Raw genomic sequence first — 22,133 nt, 5'->3', positions numbered from 1 at the left:
TACACATGAAACGTAGAGACTTCCTCAAATATACGGCACCTGCCTCCCTATTGCCTTCATTTATCAATGGCTTTTCTATACAGGCCTTTGCCGCTTCCCCCATGTTGAGCGCTTTGCAAAATGTTGCGGATGATAATGATCATGTCCTGGTCATGATTCAATTAACGGGCGGAAATGATGGGTTGAACATGGTTATCCCGCTGGATAAATACGGACAATATCAAAATGCTCGTACGAATATCGCGATACCGGAAGGTAGCGTACTGAGGTTACAAAATTATAATAAGGCCGGGTTACATCCTTCTATGACAGGTGTACAGGAATTATATGATAATGGTAAGGTGTGTCTTTTACAAAGTGTCGGTTACCCTTCACCGAATTTCTCGCACTTCAGGGCAACGGATATCTGGTTAACAGGCTCGGATGCCAACGAGGTATTGTCGACCGGTTGGGGCGGACGTTATTTAAATTATGAATATCCTAATTATCCTGCCGGGTACCCGAATGCGGAAATGCCGGATCCTTTGGCGATACAAATAGGTTCTATCGTTTCCCCGGCTTTCCAGGGGCCAGCTAATACGATGGCCATGGCAGTGACCAGCGCCACGGATTTTTATAACCTGATTAACGGGATCGAAGACCCTGTGCCGAATACAAAGGCCGGTAATGAATTGAAGTACATCCGCTTGATTGCCAAGCAATCCAATAAATTCGCTGATTCAATCAAGCTAGCTGCCGGAAAAGTCACCAATCAAGGTGAATACCCGCAATACCACCTGGCCCAACAGTTGAAAATTGTTGCGAGGTTAGTTGCCGGCGGACTAAAAACACGGTTGTACATGGTTAGTATGGGTGGCTTTGATACCCATGCCAGTCAAACAAATTCCGGGGATACTACCACCGGTCTACATGCAAACCTGATGGAGCAATTATCATCATCCATTAAAGCATTTATGGATGATTTGACGGCATTGAGAGCTTCAAAGCGGGTGATGGGGATGACTTTTTCGGAGTTCGGTCGCCGGATCATGTCTAACGGTAGCATGGGAACCGACCACGGGGCAGCGGCACCAATGATCGTTTTCGGTGATTACGCCGAATCCGGCGTATTAGGAAATACCCCGGAAATCCCGGATGCAATTTCTGCAAGCGCCAACATACCGATGCAATACGATTTTCGTTCCGTTTACGGATCTATTATAGAACAATGGTTTTGTGTAAATTATGGAGATGTTCAATCCGTCTTATTGAAGGATTACCAAAGTTTACCTATCGTGCGTCCGCAAGCCTGCGGTTTAGTGACCGGGGTGGATCCAAACAACCCGATCGGGGATACATTGATTAGTAATTATCCTAATCCGTTTACGACTAAGACAAAGGTTACTTATACTACGAAAGGCGGTTATACATTGATACAGGTTTTCGATACTACTGGTCGACTGATAAAGAACTTGGTAGACAGTCACCAAGCTGCGGGCGATTATACCGTTGATTTTGACGGGGAGCGTTTGCCCAACGGTGTTTATTATGCCCGTTTCCAAAATGGTATGCATCAACAAGTCCGGACAATGTTAAAAGTTAGATAAGCTTGCAACTTTGTTGCAAATAGTGTTATATTTGTAACTTCTTACTTAATCGGTGCAGGTGAAACTTAAATGGATGCAGAAAATATGGTCTATTATCTTGCTCGGCGCGTTTGCTTTCCATACGCTTCCGGGAGATTTTATACACGATATTTTTGCAAACCACACTGATACCAAGGACGATGAAATTCACCATATTGATGGTGATTATGTTGGTATACCGCACCGCCACTGTGAATTTATACAGATTGGTTATTCTCCCTACGATGTATATGAAGTGGAACATGTGATGACCTTTACGGAGGTAAGATGGTTTTACGCGATCCCTTCATTAACATACCATGTTCCTTCTCTTGAAGGACTATCTTCCCTGCGGGCGCCCCCGATCGTTTAACTTCATATTTACTGGCTTCCCTTGTAACTACCGGGGAAGCATATCAATTTTCATGTTCTGAAAATTCAGACCTGTATTAAAGTTATCCAATCTCTTGCTGAACCGTCTGGTTGTGGGCAAGGTGTTATACAATGATATATGAATAGATTGAGGCGCATATTGCCTATGCTTATTTTGGGCGTACTGATTTCCCAATCTGTATGGGCGCAATGCAATTATACATTAAGCGGAAAAATACTGGATCAAAATTCAAATGCCAACTTAATCGGTGCAACTATTGCCGTGAAGGAAACACAGCAAGCGGTGATGTCCGATGAAAATGGTAATTATAAACTGGATGGGCTTTGCGCAGGGGAATACACCATCAGGGTTTCCCATATCGGTTGCCACCCTTTGGAATTTAAGATTAGTATTAATAAAGATACCCGTAAGAACATCAGCTTGGAACACGCGGTGAGCGAATTGAGAGGTATTACGGTGGAAACCACCAATGCTGCCAAATCCATGACAGGACCAGTCTCTGAAGTGAGCGGGCGCGACTTGGAAAAGCTACGCGGTTTATCGCTTGCTGAATCTCTTAAGGAAGTGAACGGTGTGACCATGCTACAAACCGGCGCCACGGTTTCTAAACCCATGATCAACGGCTTACATAGCAACCGGGTATTGATCTATAACAACGGTGTAAGGCAAGAAGGACAACAATGGGGCAGTGAACATGCGCCGGAAATTGATCCTTTCGTGGCTAATAAACTCGTTGTGATTAAGGGCGCCAACGCGATCCGCTACGGTGGCGATGCCGTGGGGGGCGTTATCCTGGTTGAGCCTAAACCTTTGACGACTACGCCCGGTATTCAAGGAGAAGTGAACCTCGGTGCTTTCTCCAATAGCCGTATGGGAGTAGTTTCAGCCTTGGTTGAAGGCAACTTTTCGAAATTGCCGGCCCTTAGCTGGAGAGTGCAAGGAACTACAAGGAGAAGTGGTTCTATCAGGGCGCCGGGATATTGGATGAATAATACCGGGATGGATGAGAAGAACTTTTCATTAACCGCGGGTTGGCGGAAACCATCCTATGGGATTGAATTATTTTATAGCCAATTCAACACGGATATCGGTGTGTTCACAGGGGCGCATATGAGTAATAGGAATGATCTGAAGGAAGCCATCAAGCGGGGACGCCCCTTGGAGGAATTTACAGGGGATTTTTCTTATGATATCAACCGCCCGGAACAGATAGCCGAACATGAATTGTTTAAAGTAAAAGCCTATCTCAACACCGGTAAAATAGGTAAGTTGAACTTAAACGTAGCCCGTCAATTTAATTATCGTGATGAATTGGATCGAAATTCTGCTTTATCTGTAAACAGTCTTACCCTCAACTTAACCACTTACACGGCGGATCTGACCTGGGATCATTTCAATTGGCATGGCCTTAAAGGTACGATCGGTGCAACGGGAATGTATCAACGAAACCATTATCTCGCCAGGAGGTTTATACCCAACTACGAGCTGGAACAATGGGGACTTTTCGTTTCCGAAAGATGGGAAAGCAAGGATAATAAATGGATGTTAGAAGCAGGGGGACGTTTTGATAGCAGATCGTTTTATAATATAGATGATAACCTTGGAGAGATCAATTTTCCCGAAAGGGATTATAATGGATTTACCGGTATCCTTGGCGCCACTTATTATGTAAACGATAGGTTGTCGATAACGGCTAATGCCAGCCATGTTTACCGCGTACCCGGTGTAAACGAACTATATGCCGATGGCTTGCACCATGGTACGGGTTTGATCGAGAAAGGGAATGTAAACCTTGATGCCGAACATGGCTGGAAGTTTAATCTTTCCGGTAATTACAGGCTCAACGATCAATTGGAGGCCGATGTAAATATGTATTATAACCGGTTCAATAATTTTATCTACCAGCAATTATCGGATAGCATTATCGTAACCATCCGGGGGGCATTCCCCTTTACTTATTATGCGCAGTCCGATGTCAATATGAAAGGGATCGATGCGCAGGTGAAATGGTTGTTTTTACCGAGATGGCGATTTAGTAGCAAGGCCAGTATCTTGCGGGCTAAAAATGAATCTATTGATGATTGGTTGATCAGTATGCCATCTGACAGGTTCACACAAGAGCTGAGTTTCTATCCGGTAAATACGAAAGCCTGGAAGGATAATTTTATTTCATTAAGTATGACAAATGTTACCAAGCAAACGAGGGTGCCGTTTGAAGCGGGGAAAGATGGCGAAAATGCATTGGATCTAATGCCGCCACCGGATGCTTATACCTTGGTCAACTTGGAAGGGGGAACCACGCATAACATCGCTAAACGTCCCGTAACATTTACGCTAGGCGCCAGCAATTTATTAAACACCCGTTACAGGGAATATCTCAACACTTTCCGCTATTTCGCAGATGAAGCAGGTATCAATGTTTACCTGAAGGTAAAAGTGCCTTTTCAAATTAATCCGAAGAAATAGCGGTGCAATCAACAATTCACACACAAATTCTAATCACTTATGTTAAAGAAATATTCAACACTTGCCTTATTTGCAGCCTTAATGTTGGCTTTTGCTTCATGTAAAAAGGAAAGTAACGATAAACCTACAGAAAATGAGAACGAAGAAATTTCAACCGTAAAATTGACTTTCGTTAACGATGCAGATGCCAATGACAAAGTAATTGCCACTTGGAGAAGCATTGATGGTAATGTTACGATTGATAGTGTAAAACTAAAGTTAAACACCACATACACTGTTAATACAGATTTTATCGACGAAAATGCTAGTCCCGCCGATACGATCACTAACGAAATCAGGGAAGAGTCGGATGAGCACCATGTATTTCATTTGATTTTTACCCAGGCAGATGCGAGTATCGCGGATGCTTTAACAACGGTTGCCACCATCACGCCCTTGGATAAAGATGAAAACAACCTGCCCGTTGGATTGGAATATTCTGTAAGCACCAAGGAAGCATTTACCGGGTTTTACCGCGTAATTGTTCGTCACCAACCCGATGGTGCGAAAGATGGTACCTTCGCCCCGGGATCAACGGATGTGGATACTGAATTTCCGCTTGTAATAAAATAATCAGGATCATTAATATAATCTTGGCGCTGCTTTTTGTAGCGCCATTTTTTTACTATGATTTTAAATTGACGTAGCCCGATAGATAATGGTCGAGTTAAATATATACGGGGCGGCCGGTAAGAATGCAATAGCTTTACAGATTATTAAAATATCATTAAAAAGGCGCCTTAGGGTGCCTTTTTCGTATTTTTGTGAGGTGAATGAAAGAACTTTGCATACTGTAATCAATTGAAAACTTTGAAAGTATCCCGCAGGGCTAAGGTTTATTTTGATTAAATTGTCGGAAAAATTATTCTTTATATAAAAATCTTATCTGGCTAACTGCTCAGATTTTGGATGAAAAGGAAAAAGGGCCGTTTTTACGGCCCTTTATAGTATGAGAAATTGTATTCCTATTAGTTATTGGATATAATATCTTGATTTACCGGTTTATGAACGTGACTTGGTCCAGGGTTGGGTAAATCGCAGGTGCTTTCATCATAAGAGATAAAGAAATATAAGTAAATCACTCGGGAAAGCCGCATTAACCATGGCTGAACACCGACCAAGATCACCCCGTTGATAGCCAACCAATAGAATACGCTATTGTCTTTCCATGAGAAACCGAAAAACAAGGCGTACCAGATAAAGTTAAATACCGATAAAGCTACTCCCAGCGCATAACTCACATATCCCGTTCCAAACCAAAACCCTGTTTCCAACTCATATTTTTGACCGCATACCGGGCAACGATCATACATATTAAATATTTTAGATATGCTTAGGTGGAATGGTTGTTTATCTTTGAACATGTCCCCCCTTCTACAATGGGGACATTTCATCTTGATTATACTTGCAAAGTAATTGGGCTTATTGCTCATAATATTGTTTTATTGCATCAAATTCAATCACAAAAATACCTGTATAAATAAAAAATATTATTGATCTTGATCAGGTTTACATATGAGTTTACGTATGTATTAACTATTGACGGCCGCAATTGTTGATTTCCGCTCCCCGATTTGTTGGCGCCACATTGCGTAATACAAACCTTTCTCTGCTATTAGGCTGTCATGGTTGCCGGTTTCGATAATATGACCCCGTTCTAGGACAAAAATCCTGTCTGCATGCATAATCGTACTGAGCCTGTGGGCAATCATCACGGTAATATGTTCCTTGTTAGATGTAACTTCCCTGACGGTTTGCGTAATTTCTTCCTCGGTGATGGAATCCAATGCAGAGGTGGCTTCATCGAAAACCAACAAGGTCGGTTTGCGGAGTAAGGCCCTCGCTATCGACAATCTTTGTTTTTCTCCCCCGGAAATTTTTACTCCGCCTTCACCGATCACGGTATTGATGCCTTTATCGGCACGGGCCAGTAGGTTTTGCGCCGATGATTGTTGTAATACATTCAGGATTTCTTCATCTGATGCAGTAGGATTCACAAAGAGCATATTTTCCTTGATGGTGCCGGAAAATAGCTGGATATCCTGTGTTACGAAACCCAGCTGTTGCCTGAGTTCCTCCTTGTTAATCTCTGTTCCATCGATGCCATTATATAAAATTCTGCCATCTTGAGGCTGGTATAACCCTACGAGGAGCTTCACCAGCGTCGTTTTTCCTGAGCCGGAAGGACCCACGAAAGCAATGGTTTCCCCCTTTTTAGCGGTGAAGCTAATATTGTCTAACGCTTTGTTGGGCGCCGTTAGATGCTTGAAACTGACATGCTGGAACTGTAATTCTTTCAATGTTCCGAGTTCTATTGGCTTGCTGGGAACCGGTTCAACGGGTGTGGCTATGATGTTCTCGAAATTATTCAGCGACACTTCTGCTTCCCGGTAAGCCAGGATAACGTTGCCTAGTTCTTGTAATGGGCCGAATAGAAAGAATGAATAAAATTGAAGGGTAATCAACTGCCCAATAGTTGCTACATCTTTATATGCCAAGTAAAGTAATAAAAACAGGATGCTTTGTCTTAATAGGTTGACAAATGTTCCCTGTATGAAAGTAATACTGCGAACGCTTCTCACCTTGCGCAACTCCAATTGTAGAATCTTTAATGTTGTACCGTTTAAGCGACCGATTTCCTGTTGGGTTAAGCCGAGGCTTTTTACCAATTCGATATTCCTGAGCGATTCCGTGGTGGCGCCTGCTAATGCCGTTGTTTCTTTTACGATGCTGCTTTGTATCACTTTGATCTTCCTGCTCAAAATATTCATCAGGAAAGCCAATAATAAACATCCACCGAAATAAACCGGCAACAGGCTCCAGTGAATCCTCAAAGTGTAAATCATAACATATACAACGCCAACCAAAGATGTAAACAGGATATTAATCCCGGAGGTAATAAACTTCTCGCAGTCCAATCTTACTTTCTGTAAAACAGCCAATGTTTCCCCGCTCCGCTGGTCTTCAAATTGTTGGAAAGGCAGCCTCAGCGAATGTTTTAAGCCGTCAGTGTACATGCTTGCCCCCAATTTCTGGGTAATCACGTTCACGAAATAGTCTTGGAAAGCCTTCGCGATCCTGGATACCATGGCAACACCGATCAATATAGCCAAGAACAAGCCGATTTGTTTCAAAAATGGATGAAGCCCCACTTTATCATGTTGATCGTTGAAATAATCCACCAGTTTACCAAATATTTGGGGATCCATTAAAGAAAAGAGCTGGTTGACCGTTGCCATTAGCAAAGCTATAAAAATCAACCATTTATAATGTTTGAGGTACGATAGTAATATTTTCATAGCTTGCAAAATTAGTTAGAAATTCCAAGCAATAGAAGTTGTCACATCAATATGACAATAAGTTTAAATTCAGTGAAATTTCTTAATTTAATAGAAGCTTCGTCTCCCGGTATTTTTTGATTGGTTTTCTTTTTCGAGCTTGGTACTTCCAAAACAAAGCGGTTTTCTTTCTCGGTTTCACGGTACAACCCTACATAATCCTTCATTTTAAGGGCGACGAAATAAATTCCTGGGTATGAAACTCTACGATGAAAAACACATCAAGAACTTGGTGCTAATCGGCGCTGCTAAAAGTGGTAAAACAACCTTGGCTGAAACGATGTTATTCGAAGCCGGAATTATTAACAAGAGAGGTCGCGTGGAGGAAGGAAATACCGTTTCTGATTACCACGAAATTGAGCAGGAGCGCGGGAGTTCCGTTTACGCAACTAATATGCATACTGAATGGAGGGACTATAAAATCAATATTATCGATACGCCGGGTTTGGAGGATTTTATCGGGGAAGTAGTAGCGGCTATCCGCGTGTGCGATACTGCGCTTATAGTATTAAATTCCCAATATGGGGTTGAGGTCGGAACAATGCAGTTATGGGATTATGTGGATAAATATAAAAAACCGACCATCTTGGCAATTAATCAATTGGATACGGAACAGGCTAATTTCCAAGCTACATTGGATGAGGCTTCCGCGTTCTTTGGGAAAGCTGTTACCCTAATGCAGTACCCGGTAAACGCGGGGCCCGGATTCAATTCAATAATTGATTTGCTAAAAATGGTAATGTATCAATTCCCGGATGACGGCGGTAAGCCGCAGAAACTCCCCATCCCGGATGCCGAAATGGAGAGAGCCAAACAATTGCATAATGAATTGGTAGAAAAGGCGGCAGAGAATGATGATGAATTGATGGAGCTATACTTTGAAAAAGGAAACCTGGATGAAGATGAGCTTCGGAAAGGATTGAAAATCGGGATGATGAAACATGAAGTCTTCCCGGTTTTTTGTGTGGATGCTAAAAATAATATGGGTAGTGGCCGCTTGATGGGATTTATTGACAATGTTGCGCCTTCTGCTATTGAAATGCCCCCGGAGAAGTCGGACAATGGAGAAGATATCCCCTGCAACATCGCGGGACCTACCTGTTTATTCGTTTATAAAACGTTATTGGAACCACATATCGGTAAATTGAACTTCTTTAAAGTGCTTTCCGGAGAAGTAAAGGTGGGGGATGAACTCACGAATGACAAAGGTGATACGGTGGAAAGAATCAATCAACTGTTTATCGCGGACGGTAAAAATCGACAAGCAGTGGATCGTTTAAAAGCCGGGGATATCGGGTGCACGCTCAAGTTAAAGAATACCTTGGTGAACCATACCCTCGCGTCGAAGCAATTTCCACTACAAGTCGCCGCAATTGAATTTCCTTCGCCCAAAGTACGGGCTGCCATTATTGCAAAAAAAAAATCTGATGAAGAAAAGCTAGGGGAAGTATTAGCCGAAATTCATATGGAAGACCCCACCTTGGAAATAGAATATAACCGTGAATTGAAACAAGTAATCTTACATGCCCAGGGGGAATTACACCTAGCCGTTACCAAATGGCGACTAGCAAATATTTACGGGATGGAAGTTGAATTGGTACCCGCCAAAATTCCATACCGGGAAACCATCCAAAAACAAGCGATGGCTAATTACCGGCATAAGAAACAATCCGGTGGCGCAGGACAATTCGCAGAGGTATATATGAAGATCGAACCTTATTACGAAGGTATGCCTGCCTTAAAAGATTACCCGGTGCGTGATTCGGAAGAAATAGATTTGAATTGGGGCGGAAAGTTGATTTTCAACAATTGTATCGTGGGTGGGGCCATCGATGCCAGGTTTTTGCCCTCTATCCTGAAAGGTGTTATGGAGAAAATGCAAGAAGGTCCATTAACAGGTTCCTACGTTCGGGATATCAGGGTTAGTGTTTATGACGGTAAAATGCACCCGGTTGACAGCAATGATATATCATTTAAAATTGCTGGAATGATGGCTTTCAGAAACGCATTCCATGAAGCGGCCCCACAGTTGCTGGAACCGATATTTGATATGGAAGCCACCGTACCCAACGAATCTATGGGTGATGTAATGGGTGAAATACAAAGTCACAGGGCCATCATCATGGGGATGGATAATGTTAATGCCCTTCAAATTATTAAAGCGAAAGTACCCCAAGCAGAATTAGATGATTTATACGCAAGCCTGAGAAATGTAAGCCAAGGAAGGGTAAAGATACAAGCCAACTTCTCTGAATACGGCAATGTTCCTTCCGAGATCCAACGCAAACTCAGCGAGCAATACGCCAAACACGAAGAACACGCCCTAACCTCGTAAAAATAAAAATCTAAAACTGATTGCTAATAACTAATAGATAAAATACCATTATTGTCCGACTAAATTTTAACCGGGGAGCAATTTGATCCCTCAATTGTTCGATTCAATGTTCATCTGCTCGTTTCTTGTACTTTTTTGTTTACCCAAAAAAGCACGAAAAAAGGGCACAAATTGGCCATTACGGCCACCAATTTGATCGCTCGATCTGGCCTTTCTACTACTGTATGGCCAAGCTACCCTTCGCTATCAACGGTGCGAAGTTCGACGGTTCTCTTGGCGGTGGGTGAATGTATCATCCTTCGCTTATATCCTTGAACAGGTAAGGAATTCAAGTAACTTTAAAGCATTTTTACTCGGACAACAATGATAAAATACCAATAGCTAAAAGCTAAAAAAGTAAAAAATCTAAAACACAAAAAGCAAAACACAAAAAGCAAAATAAGAAGAATCCGTGCAATCCCTTAATCCCTAAAAATCCGTGAACCGATCACGGTGCCGCATCCCGAAATCCGCGACCCCAGTTTTCCCGATCCAGCGATCTATACTGGATCGCTTCCGCTAGATGATGCGTTTCAATATCCCGTGATTGTTCCAGGTCCGCGATCGTACGGCTCACTTTCAAAATCCGGTCAAATGCCCGTGCCGAAAGTTGTAATTTCTCCATGGCATTCCTTAACAATACCGTGCTGGATCCAGATAAACGGCAATGCTCATTTAACAATCTTCCGTTTACCTGAGCATTGCAATGAACACCCGGCGTATCTTTATAACGGTTTCCTTGTAAATTCCTGGCATTCACAACCCGCCTGCGGATGTTGTCGCTTTTTTCTTCTTCGGCGCCATGCTCCACCAAGGCCGATAAATTCACCGGGGTTACTTCTATATGCAGATCAATCCTGTCCAGTAATGGCCCCGAAATCTTGTTGAGATATTTCGCAACTACTCCGGGCGGGCAGGAGCAGCTTCTCTGCGGATGATTATAATATCCGCAAGGACAAGGGTTCATCGAAGCGATCAACATAAAATTAGCTGGGAAATCCACGGCCGACTTGGCCCTGGAAATTGTTACTTTCCGTTCTTCCATCGGTTGCCGCATTACTTCTAGAACACTTCTTTTAAACTCGGGTAATTCATCCAGGAAAAGTACCCCGTTATGTGCCAAGGATATTTCGCCGGGTTGTGGTAAGCTGCCGCCGCCAACTAGTGCAGCATCGCTGATAGAATGATGGGGAGAACGGAACGGGCGCCGGGTTAATAATCCTGATTCCTTCTGTAATTTCCCGGCCACGGAATGAATTTTGGTCGTTTCCAATGCTTCCCATAAAGTAAAAGGGGGTAAAATACTGGGAAAGCGCTTCGCTAACATCGTTTTTCCGGCGCCGGGCGGCCCGATCAAAATGATATTATGTCCCCCGGCTGCCGCGATTTCCATCGCCCTTTTAATTTGTTGTTGGCCCTTTACTTCATTAAAATCATTATTAATATCCGTCACACCCTGGAATAGATGATCTTCTAATTGGATGGCCGGCATTGCATGCAGCGTTGCAGGATTGGCAAGAAAATCTATAACCTGTTGTAAATGGGTGACACCGTAGATAGAAAAGCCTTCCACTAAGGCGGCTTCCCTTGCATTCTGTGCAGGCACGATTAAACCTTCAAATCCTTCTTCTTTCGCCTGCATAGCCATTGGTAAAGCGCCTTTGATGGGTTGTATCGTGCCATCGAGCGATAGTTCGCCCATCATCATAAATTTGCTAAGATCCAGTTGGCAAGGAGATTGTTCGCTGGCAATTATGATACCTACGGCTATCGGTAAATCATATGCGGCGCCTGCCTTTTTAATATCAGCCGGGGCCATGTTGACTACAAGCCTGAACCTCGGCATTTTAAAACCGATATGCTTGATCGCGGTTTCGATTCTTTGCTGGCTTTCTTTAACGGCATTATCCGGCAAACCTACGAGGTAAAATTTTACGCCGTGTTTCTCTACGCTGACTTCAATGGTAATAGTGAGCGCATCAATGCCTTGGATGGCACTTCCAAAGGTTTTAACAAACATGGGTTAACATTTAATAAAGTAAAAATAACGGATTCTGTTCAATAGAAAAAGGCTACGATGAAAATTACTTATTTTCGTGTAGCCTTTCAAGTTATATTGTAGAATACCTATTTCATCGCATCCAGTAGCTCAAGGACTTTTTCTCTTTTCAATATTAAGTAACCCAGTTTTTCCTTGGCGATGCCGTCTTTTAATTGATATGTAAATCTCATCGTATCATTAAGAACTTCGGATTCAAAATATTTAAAGATAATTTTCTTTTCATCTTTTAATTCTTCCGCGATTTCATACAAATGTGTAGAAAGTATATAAAGGCATGTAGAATTTTTGATCAACCCGCGGATAACCGCCAGCGAGCAGTTTTTAGCGTCTTCCATATTGGTGCCTTTAAACATTTCATCAATCAGGATGAGCCATTTTTTTCCGTCACTTATCTTGATAACCGTATTTTTAATACGCTGCACTTCGTTGAAAAAGTAACTTTCTCCCTTGAAGATATTATCCTGGACTTGTATGTTACTCAAGATGCCGTCAAAGAAACTTACTTCCATACTTCGGGCAGGTACGCCCATCCCGATATGTGCTAAAAATACGGCTACGCCCACGGCCTTGATAAAAGTTGTTTTTCCTGCCATATTAGCCCCGGTAAGGAATAAAAAACGCTGCTCCGGGTCAAGGGTGATATCATATGAAACGGGCTGGGGTAAAATGATATGGTATAATTGCCTGATATCAATCTTCGGGGTGGCGCTATCAACGATGACGGGGAACTGCAAGTTGAAATGTTGAATAGCTTTCGCCATGCTGTAATAAGCATCCAGTTGGGTATATAATTCCAACAATTCCCATAAAACATTTTTATGCTTTTTCCTGACGAAGTGATCGAACTGTAAAATATTTACGAAATTCAGCCCGTTACGGGCATCGACGGCCAGTATCTTATCGAACTCATCTTGCCGTAATAATTTTTGCACCCGTTCCATTAAAGTTCTCAATATAACGGGGGCATCAGGTGTATAATATATATCAATAAATTCATGAAATCCCTTTAATAAGGCTACCAACTGCTTAAACGAAAACTTGATAAAACCAAAATCCGGTGCATAGAAAGTACGCATCATGAATGCCGATACGTAGGAGCCAAGTCCCCTGGCATCTGAAATTGGCTGTATAACGGCTTCAAGGTAGTTCTGGATCACGACAATGGTGCCATTGGAGATCGTCGCGGGCCAAGCCGTATTCCGCTCGTTGATAAACCGCAACATCTCTTGCCGCTGCTGTATCGCTTGTATATTGTTTAGCGGGCGACTGAATAACGTTCGCAAGTACTCCCTGCCTCCCGCCGTAGTCGCGAAATCAAGTTTATGAAATAATGAAAACTCCTCTTCCCGGTTGAATATAGATAGGTCTTGATACGTGGTTTTATCCAATTCCATGCATGTAGGTTTTGTTTGAAATTACACAAATAATTCAAGGTTGTGGTATTAGAGATGCAGTTAACGGGATTATCCATAAAAGTTGGGCGAAACTTTTAAATTATGAAGTAACTCTACATGCATTGCATGCTAAGATTAAAGATATCGAAGATGTACTGCAATATTATGCTGCTATTCATCATGGAATTGATTATTTTAAATTGTTGTCCGGCTAATATTGCTTTGAATTTACTTGAATTCCTTACCAGGTCAAGGATATAGGCGAAGGATGATATATTCAAAATCCGTGGTAGCGCCCCCAAGAGAACCGTGGAACTTCGCACCGTTGATAGCGAAGCCATACAGTAGTAGATATGCTAGATCGAGCGATCAAATTGGTGGCCGTGACGGCCAATTTGTGCCCTTTTTTGATACTTTTTTTGGCATGCAAAAAAGTACAAGAAATGAGCAGGTGGACATTGATTCGAACTTTTGAGGGGAATGATGATTTTTTTATTGAAAATTTAGCCGGACAATAATGATTATTTTATAAATCGAGATAAAGCTTTACATAAAGAATCCATCTCGTCATTGCCGGTTTATACGCCGGCGGAGTTTGTCGAATCGTTCAAGAACTTGGGTGGTTGCTCCCTGGTTTATCTAATAAAAAAACGCCCGCGGGTTCGCAGGCGTTCCATATAAAAGGTAAATTCTTAATCCCGATCAAATAACAACCTTTCCCCTTTCACTTCATCATGGAATTGCCCGTTTTCATATGCTAAATTACCGTTCACAAAAGTGTGGGTAACTTTCGCCGGAAATGTATGCCCTTCGAACGGACTCCATCCGCATTTGTAATAAATATTCGATTTTTCTACGGTCGTTCCTTCCTGTAGGTCAACAATTACCAAGTCTGCATGATAACCTTCCCGTATGAAACCGCGTTCCCGGATCTGGAAACATTTGGCGGGAGCGTGGCTCATCTTTTCAACGACTTTCTCGATACTAATGCGGCCTTCTTTCACATATTGTAACATTAACAGGACGCTATGCTGCACGAGCGGCACACCTGATGGCGCTTGTAAATAAGGTTGTTGCTTTTCTTCCCATGTATGGGGCGCATGATCTGTCGCGATGATATCCAAACGGTCGTCTAACAATGCTTTCCATAGTGCCTCCTTGTTGTGCGCGGCTTTAATAGCCGGGTTACACTTGATCAGGTTGCCGTATTGTGCATAATCATCGGCTGTAAAATGTAAATGGTGTACACATACTTCCGATGTAATACGTTTTTGTTCCAAGGGCATCATGTTGCCGAAAAGTTGTAATTCTTTTTCAGTGGAGATGTGCAGGATATGTAAACGGGAATCGTGTTTTTTCGCTAATTGTACAGCCAAAAATGAGGACTCGAAACAAGCTTCTTCATTACGGATAAGCGGGTGATCCGCGGCGGTAAGTTGATCTCCTTTTTCCTTGATAAAAGCTTCCATGTTGCTTTTGATAATGCGTTCCGACTCGCAATGCGTTGCAATCAATAGTTCGCTTTCCCCGAAGATGTTTTCCAAGGTAAGAAGGTTGTCAACCAGCATATTGCCTGTAGAAGATCCCATGAAAACCTTCACACCGGGTACGCGGTCTTTTTTCGCATTGGTTTTCAGTACTTCCTCGATATTGTCGTTAGAAACACCCATGAAGAAAGAGTAGTTCGCGATAGAAGTATTGGCGCCGATAACATATTTATCTTCCAGCAATTCTTGTGTCAAAGCGGCCGGCTTGGTATTGGGCATCTCCATGAAGCTGGTTGTTCCGCCAGCTACTGCCGCACGAGCTTCTGTTGCAATGGTGGCCTTGTGGGTGAGGCCCGGCTCGCGGAAGTGCACCTGGTCGTCGATCGCACCGGGTAAGAGGTATTTCCCTTCACCGTTGATTTCCGTTACGTTCCCTTCGGTCGTGATTTGACCCGCAATTTTCTCAATCCTGCCATTGCGCAGTAGCACGTCTTGTACGGTAGTTTTGTTCTCGTTGACTACGGATATATTCTTTATCAGGTATGATTGCATAGGGCAAAGATAGGACTTGGCATAAAAAAAGCTGCCTTTCGACAGCTTTTTCATTGATTTATCTTGGGCAACTAGCCTTCTAAGTGGATGGAGAACACGATCATCCTGGATTGTAATTGCTCTACCACGTTGGAATATCGTAGGTTTTTATCTTTTACGTGTACATTCCCGATCCCGTTGCTGATCTTAAATTCAGGGGCGAAGATGAAATTGGGAAAATAAAACTCGAATCCTGCGCCGATCTCGTAGCCGTAATCACTGTTTTTCACTTTCACCAGGTCTTCTGCCCGTCGTGCGCGACCATTGGAAGCCAGGTCATAATCGAATTTTAAGCCCGTGATAGTGTATACCCTGAAGTTGCCGAAGCGGTCGCTTTTGAATTTCAGTTGTATGGGAAAGCTTACGAGGATGGATTCAATCTTTTTCGTGGTTTCGGTCTCGGCCTGGTACTGCTCCTTGTAATATAAATCCTTGTTAGCGAATACCAGTTGCGGGTTAAACCTGAGGTCAAACCGCCGGTTGAGCCGCATGTTAGCCAACAAGCCGAGGTTGAACCCGACTGTTTTCAAAGGTTCTGCCACCATGATGGTATCCGTTTTCAGGAATAGATCTGAATGGCTGAGTTTGAAATTGGATTGATTGGCGGCGAGGGTGATGCCGAAATAAAACAATTTCTGGTCGTGCTCCTGCATATGGATAATTTGTTGAGCCTTTGCAGGGGCCAAGGATTTGCATAGGATTAAAAACACTACTATCGAGTAGCGCAGTAAACGGAACTGATGCCGAATGTGAGTGTTTTGCATGTAACTGCTTGAAAGCCGATGTTTGTTAAGATATCGCACATCACTTGTCCTTGTGGGAACGCTTTTACCGAATCCGGTAAATATTCGTAGGCATCCCGGTTCTTGGAAACGAGTTTCCCCACTCTCGGGGTGATATACTTGAAATAAAAATGATATAATTGCTTGATGGGGAAGGCAGTAGGGTTAGAGAATTCCAGGATAATCAGTTTTCCACCCGGCTTCAATACCCTGAACATCTCGGATAATCCTTTCTCGATATTCTCAAAATTCCTTACGCCGTAGGCCACCGTTATCGCATCAAACGTTTGATCGGCAAAACTTATTGTTTCACTGTCGCCCAATTGAAGGCTAATTTTCCCTGACAACCCGGCATTTTCTATCTTTTGACGGCCGAATTCCAGCATCCCGGCGGAGATATCGATCCCGGTGATATGCTGCGGCTGTAAAATTTTATGGGCCATAATGGCAAAATCCCCGGTGCCGGTAGCCACGTCCAGCATTTTTTGCGGACGATCTTTTTTCAGCATCCGTAAGGCTTTTTTACGCCATATGACATCAATTCCCAACGATAGGAACCTGTTCAAAAAGTCGTACCGCGGGGCGATATCATTGAACATGTGTGCTATCTGCTCCTTCTTGCTTAAATTTGAGGCTTTGAAAGGAACAATTTTCTGAACCGTTTCTTTTTCCGACATACGCGGCAAAGTTAGCTAAATAGTTGTTAGAAAGTTGAAGCAATTAGGTCCTTCAATGAAAATTGAGACCATATAAAAATGAATGCAATATGATAATTAAATCCGCAGAATACCTGATCAGTAGCCCGAATTATACAAGCTGCCCGCCTGATACCTTGCCGGAATACGCTTTTATAGGCCGGTCAAATGTAGGTAAATCATCCTTGATTAATATGTTGACCAATTATGATAAATTGGCAAAAACATCTGCTTCGCCGGGAAAAACGCAGTTGATCAACCATTTTATTGTCAACAAGGAATGGTACCTGGTGGATTTACCCGGTTATGGCTTCGCAAAAGTATCCCAGTCGCAAAGAAAGAGTTGGGAGCGGATGATCGAGGATTATTTACGTAAGAGGCCGAACCTGGTGAATGTGTTCGTATTGCTGGATAGCCGCCTTTCACCGCAGAAGATAGACCTGGAGTTCATCAATAAACTCGGTGAATGGCAAGTACCCTTCGCAATGGTATTTACAAAATCGGATAAGAATTCCCAGGCTGAAACTAGTAAAAATGTAAAGGCTTTCCTTAACAAGATGCGGGAAGATTGGGAATTTTTGCCGCCGCATTTCGTGACCTCCGCCACTAAAAAATTAGGAAGGGAGAAAGTATTGGGGATGATCGAGGAGTTGAACGCTTCTTTCCGGGGGATTGCTTAGGGGAGACAAACCTATTGCCGATATATATTTATATCGACAGGCATTATTGTAAATAAAAAAAGCAATGGATTCTTTTGAATTCGTTGCTTTTTGCTTAGTTCACGATCCTGTTGGCGCAGCTACTACTGGCAAACGCTTCCGGCTTGGCTTTGAAGGCAAATCCCATTCCCAGGATATAGCCCATGGCTTCGCGGAGCGCTAAATTGCTTTTGAATTGCGGATTGGTGTTGATGTCTACATGTACTTCCATATCCACATCATAGGTTGTGAACAGATCGCATAATTCGTAAGCGATCTCGATCGTCTTGGCCACTTCCACGAGCATTCTTTCTTTGATAGAATACTTGTCGCGGGTCTTTTCATTATGAATAAACATGAAGCCCCCGTGGCCTTCCCTAAGGAAAACGATTACCGTGGCAAACTCGGTTTCGGCTCCTTTTACCTGCGAATCCGTGCCGATACATACCTTCAAACGGTAGCCATTATTTACTTCGCGGATGATGGCACTGCGAACTTCCTCTTTGATGGGTAGCTGTATGGCTTCGCCGTTAAATCTCCTCCATTTCATACTGATATATTTTAATGGGTGAATAAGCAGCGCAATCAATTGGGCAAGCGTCTTCTATCGGGTTAATGCCAGGCTATTGGTGGTCAGCTTGCGTTCTTTCGTATTTTCAAATAACTACTTTTCCGAATATACGAAAAAAGTTGATGGTGTAACTGTTCGGCAACGCGGGATTTAATGATATTTTAACTTTATTGTCCGACTAAATTTTCAATGATAAAATGATGATCCCCCCTCAAAAGTTCGATTCAATGTCTACCGGCTCATTTCTGGTACTTTTTCGCTTGCCCAAAAAAGTACCAGAAAAAGGCACAAATTGGTCATCACGGCCGCCAATTTGATCGCTCGATCGAGCTTTTGTACTACTGTTTTGCTTCCCTATCAACGGTGCGAAATTCCATGGTTTTCTTGGCGGGGCTGAATAGATCATCCTTCTCTTATATCCTTGACCAAGTAAGAAATAAAAGTGCATTGAAAGCAATTTTAGCCGGACAACAATGATTTTTTAAGAAAAAAATTGTTAAAGGGGATCTTGTCGTTAGTGATTTATTTTATAATTAATGCAGGGTGGATAGCGCCGTTGTTTTAATATTTGAAACAAGGTATCGCCTATGATCTGAATGTACCTGGTTTTGAAATTGCATCACGTCGGAATCAATCTTCAGCCTCGGTAAATAAGTGGCTTTATCTATATAAAACTCCCGGGTAATTTCTTGCGTTATTAGTCCATCTACCTGCTGTTCTGGATGTTCCAAGGAAACTTTTATAAAATAGCAAGGCACTCCCGCTACGGTGGTATCGGGCATTAATCGCAAGCTCCGGATGTTTTTATGGTAATTATTGGCTGTCATAAGGTATGCATCAACTTTTAGCAAGTTAATATAATCATACAACGCGTCCTTGTAATCGTAATCATGCAAATTGCTGGTTCGCTTCACCTGTTTATGATCTTGATTTATCGTGAATACTTTACCATCGAATTGCAGTGTTTTGGCAGTGGTCCTGATGGTAAAGCAATCTTTGCCATCTGCATGCCAAAGCACAACAAAGGCTTCCAAGTCAGTTGTATCATTATGGGTGAGCTCCTTCTTCCAAAGATGGATTTGATAAGAAACGGAGCTTAGTTTCGATAATGCGATGGCCGATTTATGCAAGATGGCTTGCGCTTTCAAACTATCCTGGGCTGTAGCCGGGAACATTTTCATTATAAAGAAGAATAAAAATAGGATAGGGAACTGTTTCATAAGTTTAAAATTGCCCGGTGCTCAACAGCACGAGTGTGCAAGCTTCCTGTGGTAAGATATCATTGTCCAGCGCTATTTTTTTCAACTCTGGATTTTCGGCGCCGGGGTTGAAAATGATTCTCTTCGGTTTCAAAGACAAGATGTAGTCGTAATACTCTTCCTGGTGCTTAGGGTTTAAATAGATAGTGACCGTGTCAACATCATCTACCGGCGGATGTTCAGTAATGATAGGCGTATCTTCGATCATGCCTTCTTTTTTGCCGATGGCAATAACGGGATGGTGATGCGCTTTCAATTTATGTACCGCTAAATTGCTGTACCGCTCCGGGTTAGTTGAAGCCCCGAGAACAACCGTCTTTTTTTCCATAAGCCAAATTTACAGATTTAGCTTAAAACAAATGGTACTTGGATCTCGGTAAGGATTGTTTGATGTTTTCGAAGGCTGCCCTTGCGGCTGGGAATTGAAATTTAAAACCTTCCTGCATGGCCCGTTTCGGCAATACGTATCTGCTTTTTAATAGTAATTCGGTTTCCGTCCCGATGATAAATGCCCCTATCTTTAACGTCCAGGTAGGTAAGGGAAAACCGAATTTGTGCCCGAAAACTGCCCGCAAGGTTTTCATCATATCCCGGTTGCGTTCCGGGTAGGGAGCGGCGCAATTATAAACACCCTGGCAAGTGGGCGTTTCATAAACCCATTCCATCATCCTGGCCACATCGCGGGCATGTACCCAGCTAAACATCTGCTCGCCATTGCCCTGCTTGCCACCGAGCCCGCACTTCACGAGGTTGAGGTAATATCCGAAAACGCCACCCTGCCGACCGAACGTCACGGCAATTCTTAAAATGACTTTCCTTGTTCCGGGGAGTTGCAAACTTGTAAAACAAGCTTCCCATTTTTTGCAGACTTGCACGGAAAAATCGTTCTTGATTTCATGCTGGCTTTCGGTCATCGGCTGGTTTAATGAATGTGCATATATAGTGGCGGAAGCAGCGTTGATAAATACTTTCGGCGGATTTTGACAAGCTTGTATCGCTGCTCCCAAAACAGTAACTGCATCAGTCCTGCTATCAAAGATGGCCTTTTTATTGGCAGGAGTGTAGCGACAATTAACGCTTTTGCCGGCAAGGTTTACCAGGAGATCACAGTCCTCTAATTGTTGTTGCCAAATACCCAGTGTTTGGCCATCCCAATATACTGTTTCAGCTAGCGGGTGCTTATAATTCTTCTGGCGACTCAAGACAATGATTTGGTTGTGTTTGCCCCATTCATCGCACAGGGCATGACCAATAAAACCACTTCCCCCGGCAATGACAATCTTTTTATTTTTCATTTTATCATGGTTTACTATTTTTCTGAAATTTCAGAAAATATTGAAAATTTATAACAAAAAAAATTATTTCATCAATTTCAATATGGTGCTATAGAACCAATTTTCTTCGGCTTTAATCATGGTGTTGAGCGTATTATCAGTTTGTTGGGCGAACTTGTAGATGCCTTGGATCGCATCGCGGAAAGCTTTCACGGATTTGTCCTTGTTATCCCCTTCTACTTTCTGGAGACCTTGTAACACCCTCAGCATGGGATCAAGTTCACGTTTTTTACGTTCGCGGGTAATGGCTGTCCCTACTTTCCAGATATCTTTTTCGGCCACGAAATATTCCTTGCGTTCGCCGGGAACCAATACTTTATCCACGATACCCCAGTTAATCAATTCTCGCACATTCATATTTGTATTCCCGCGGGAAATGTTTAGTTCTTCCATGATTTCATCTGCACTCAAAGGCTCCGGTGCAATCAGCAGCAAGGCATGGATTTGCGCCATCGTTCTATTGATTCCCCATTGCGCACCCAATGACCCCCAAGCTTGGATAAATTGCGCTTTAGCTTCCTGTAATTTCATACTTCGAAGATATACAAAGTTTTCGAACTTTCAAAAGTTAGTGAAAATTATTTTAAGAAGGAAGGATGCAGCTATTATCCTGCCGAATAAAGGGCCAGGCGGTTACCTTCTGTATCGTAAAAGATGGCGAAGTAGCCTAGTTGTTGATCAAGGGACAAAGGGGTTTTCCCGAGCTCTATTTTGCCTCCTGCATCAGGTATCCTGTCCAAGACCTCTAACAGGTCTGGTTCAGCTGTTAAATAAAGTAAACTTCCGCGTTGGCTGCTGATATAATCCGGGCCTTGCACTATGGCGCCTCCAATTCCTTCCGCTTTAACCGGGAAAAATCCCAGCCTGTTAATCCCCATCTTGATCTCCTGCAATTCGAACTGGAATATCGCGCTGTAAAAATCCCTCGCCCTTTCGAAATCCTTTACGGGGATTTCAAACCAACTAATCGAGTTTTTTGGAATTTCCATACCGGGTTTGTTTTGGGACGGCTTCTATAAATGTAAAGATAAATTCTCATAAAACC

At 42.8% G+C, this 22,133-nt stretch carries 19 protein-coding genes; 6 read left to right on the top strand and 13 right to left on the bottom strand.

Features of this window, described 5'->3' with window-relative positions:
• The first annotated feature begins 5 nt into the window (after nt 1-5).
• The 4 genes from COR50_RS01640 (at nt 6) to COR50_RS01625 (ending at nt 5,076) form a co-directional block, all read left to right on the top strand.
• Nucleotides 6-1,586 carry a DUF1501 domain-containing protein gene (locus COR50_RS01640; protein ID WP_098192357.1) on the top strand — a complete coding sequence of 527 codons (1,581 nt, stop codon included), beginning with the start codon at nt 6-8 and terminating at the stop codon, nt 1,584-1,586.
• 73 nt (nt 1,587-1,659) lie between these two features.
• On the top strand, nt 1,660-1,977 hold the full coding sequence (locus COR50_RS01635; RefSeq protein WP_098192356.1) for a hypothetical protein: 318 nt from the start codon (nt 1,660-1,662) through the stop codon (nt 1,975-1,977).
• Between the two features lie 138 nt (nt 1,978-2,115).
• Entirely contained in the window at nt 2,116-4,464 is a 2,349-nt protein-coding gene (locus COR50_RS01630; protein ID WP_098192355.1) for a TonB-dependent receptor, read from the top strand.
• A gap of 39 nt (nt 4,465-4,503) precedes the next feature.
• Nucleotides 4,504-5,076, top strand: a complete 573-nt coding sequence (locus COR50_RS01625; protein ID WP_098192354.1) for a hypothetical protein — start codon at nt 4,504-4,506, stop codon at nt 5,074-5,076.
• 395 nt (nt 5,077-5,471) lie between these two features.
• On the opposite strand, the gene COR50_RS01620 is transcribed toward COR50_RS01625, so the two are convergent.
• Both COR50_RS01620 and COR50_RS01615 read right to left on the bottom strand, forming a co-directional pair.
• Nucleotides 5,472-5,816 carry a DUF983 domain-containing protein gene (locus COR50_RS01620; RefSeq protein WP_232516251.1) on the bottom strand — a complete coding sequence of 115 codons (345 nt, stop codon included), beginning with the start codon at nt 5,814-5,816 and terminating at the stop codon, nt 5,472-5,474.
• Between the two features lie 219 nt (nt 5,817-6,035).
• A complete protein-coding gene (locus COR50_RS01615) occupies nt 6,036-7,802 on the bottom strand; it encodes an ABC transporter ATP-binding protein (protein WP_098192352.1) in 1,767 nt (588 codons plus the stop codon).
• A gap of 235 nt (nt 7,803-8,037) precedes the next feature.
• On the opposite strand from COR50_RS01615, the gene COR50_RS01610 reads away from it, so the two are divergent.
• Nucleotides 8,038-10,176, top strand: coding sequence for an elongation factor G (locus COR50_RS01610; protein WP_098192351.1), 2,139 nt, complete (start codon nt 8,038-8,040; stop codon nt 10,174-10,176).
• Between the two features lie 487 nt (nt 10,177-10,663).
• Here the strand turns inward: COR50_RS01610 and COR50_RS01605 are convergent, their stop codons facing one another.
• The 5 genes from COR50_RS01605 to ubiE all read right to left on the bottom strand — a co-directional run bounded on the left by COR50_RS01605 (nt 10,664) and on the right by ubiE (nt 17,208).
• Nucleotides 10,664-12,235 carry a YifB family Mg chelatase-like AAA ATPase gene (locus COR50_RS01605; protein WP_098192350.1) on the bottom strand — a complete coding sequence of 524 codons (1,572 nt, stop codon included), beginning with the start codon at nt 12,233-12,235 and terminating at the stop codon, nt 10,664-10,666.
• Between the two features lie 107 nt (nt 12,236-12,342).
• A complete protein-coding gene (locus COR50_RS01600; protein ID WP_098192349.1) occupies nt 12,343-13,671 on the bottom strand; it encodes a MutS-related protein in 1,329 nt (442 codons plus the stop codon).
• Nucleotides 13,672-14,363: 692 nt separating this feature from the next.
• Nucleotides 14,364-15,710 (bottom strand): dihydroorotase, encoded by a 1,347-nt coding sequence (locus COR50_RS01585; RefSeq protein WP_098196060.1) that lies wholly within the window; start codon nt 15,708-15,710, stop codon nt 14,364-14,366.
• Nucleotides 15,711-15,781: 71 nt separating this feature from the next.
• Entirely contained in the window at nt 15,782-16,513 is a 732-nt protein-coding gene (porT, locus tag COR50_RS01580; RefSeq protein ID WP_449384851.1) for a type IX secretion/gliding motility protein PorT/SprT, read from the bottom strand.
• A complete protein-coding gene (gene ubiE / locus COR50_RS01575; RefSeq protein WP_098192345.1) occupies nt 16,462-17,208 on the bottom strand; it encodes a bifunctional demethylmenaquinone methyltransferase/2-methoxy-6-polyprenyl-1,4-benzoquinol methylase UbiE in 747 nt (248 codons plus the stop codon). Before ubiE ends, porT begins: the two co-directional genes overlap by 52 nt.
• An 89-nt stretch (nt 17,209-17,297) precedes the next feature.
• Between ubiE and yihA the strand changes: the two genes are divergently transcribed.
• A complete protein-coding gene (gene yihA / locus COR50_RS01570; RefSeq protein ID WP_098192344.1) occupies nt 17,298-17,906 on the top strand; it encodes a ribosome biogenesis GTP-binding protein YihA/YsxC in 609 nt (202 codons plus the stop codon).
• Between the two features lie 94 nt (nt 17,907-18,000).
• On the opposite strand, the gene COR50_RS01565 is transcribed toward yihA, so the two are convergent.
• From COR50_RS01565 to COR50_RS01535, 6 genes are all read right to left on the bottom strand, one after another.
• Nucleotides 18,001-18,474 (bottom strand): ribonuclease H-like YkuK family protein, encoded by a 474-nt coding sequence (locus COR50_RS01565; protein WP_098192343.1) that lies wholly within the window; start codon nt 18,472-18,474, stop codon nt 18,001-18,003.
• A gap of 554 nt (nt 18,475-19,028) precedes the next feature.
• The gene (locus COR50_RS01555; protein WP_098192341.1) at nt 19,029-19,715 is read right to left on the bottom strand and encodes a hypothetical protein; all 687 of its coding nucleotides are present in this window, start codon (nt 19,713-19,715) and stop codon (nt 19,029-19,031) included.
• A gap of 4 nt (nt 19,716-19,719) precedes the next feature.
• Nucleotides 19,720-20,082, bottom strand: a complete 363-nt coding sequence (locus tag COR50_RS01550; RefSeq protein ID WP_098192340.1) for a CoA-binding protein — start codon at nt 20,080-20,082, stop codon at nt 19,720-19,722.
• Nucleotides 20,083-20,104: 22 nt separating this feature from the next.
• Nucleotides 20,105-21,049, bottom strand: coding sequence for a TIGR01777 family oxidoreductase (locus tag COR50_RS01545; RefSeq protein WP_098192339.1), 945 nt, complete (start codon nt 21,047-21,049; stop codon nt 20,105-20,107).
• A 63-nt stretch (nt 21,050-21,112) separates the two neighbouring features.
• The gene (locus tag COR50_RS01540; RefSeq protein ID WP_098192338.1) at nt 21,113-21,619 is read right to left on the bottom strand and encodes a GbsR/MarR family transcriptional regulator; all 507 of its coding nucleotides are present in this window, start codon (nt 21,617-21,619) and stop codon (nt 21,113-21,115) included.
• A gap of 74 nt (nt 21,620-21,693) precedes the next feature.
• On the bottom strand, nt 21,694-22,077 hold the full coding sequence (locus COR50_RS01535; protein WP_098192337.1) for a VOC family protein: 384 nt from the start codon (nt 22,075-22,077) through the stop codon (nt 21,694-21,696).
• Nucleotides 22,078-22,133 lie beyond the last annotated feature (56 nt).

This window comes from Chitinophaga caeni (assembly GCF_002557795.1).
GTDB classification, from domain to species: domain Bacteria; phylum Bacteroidota; class Bacteroidia; order Chitinophagales; family Chitinophagaceae; genus Chitinophaga; species Chitinophaga caeni.
Note: the sequence above shows the minus strand (reverse complement) of the source record. Positions and strands in the feature narration are given on the sequence as shown.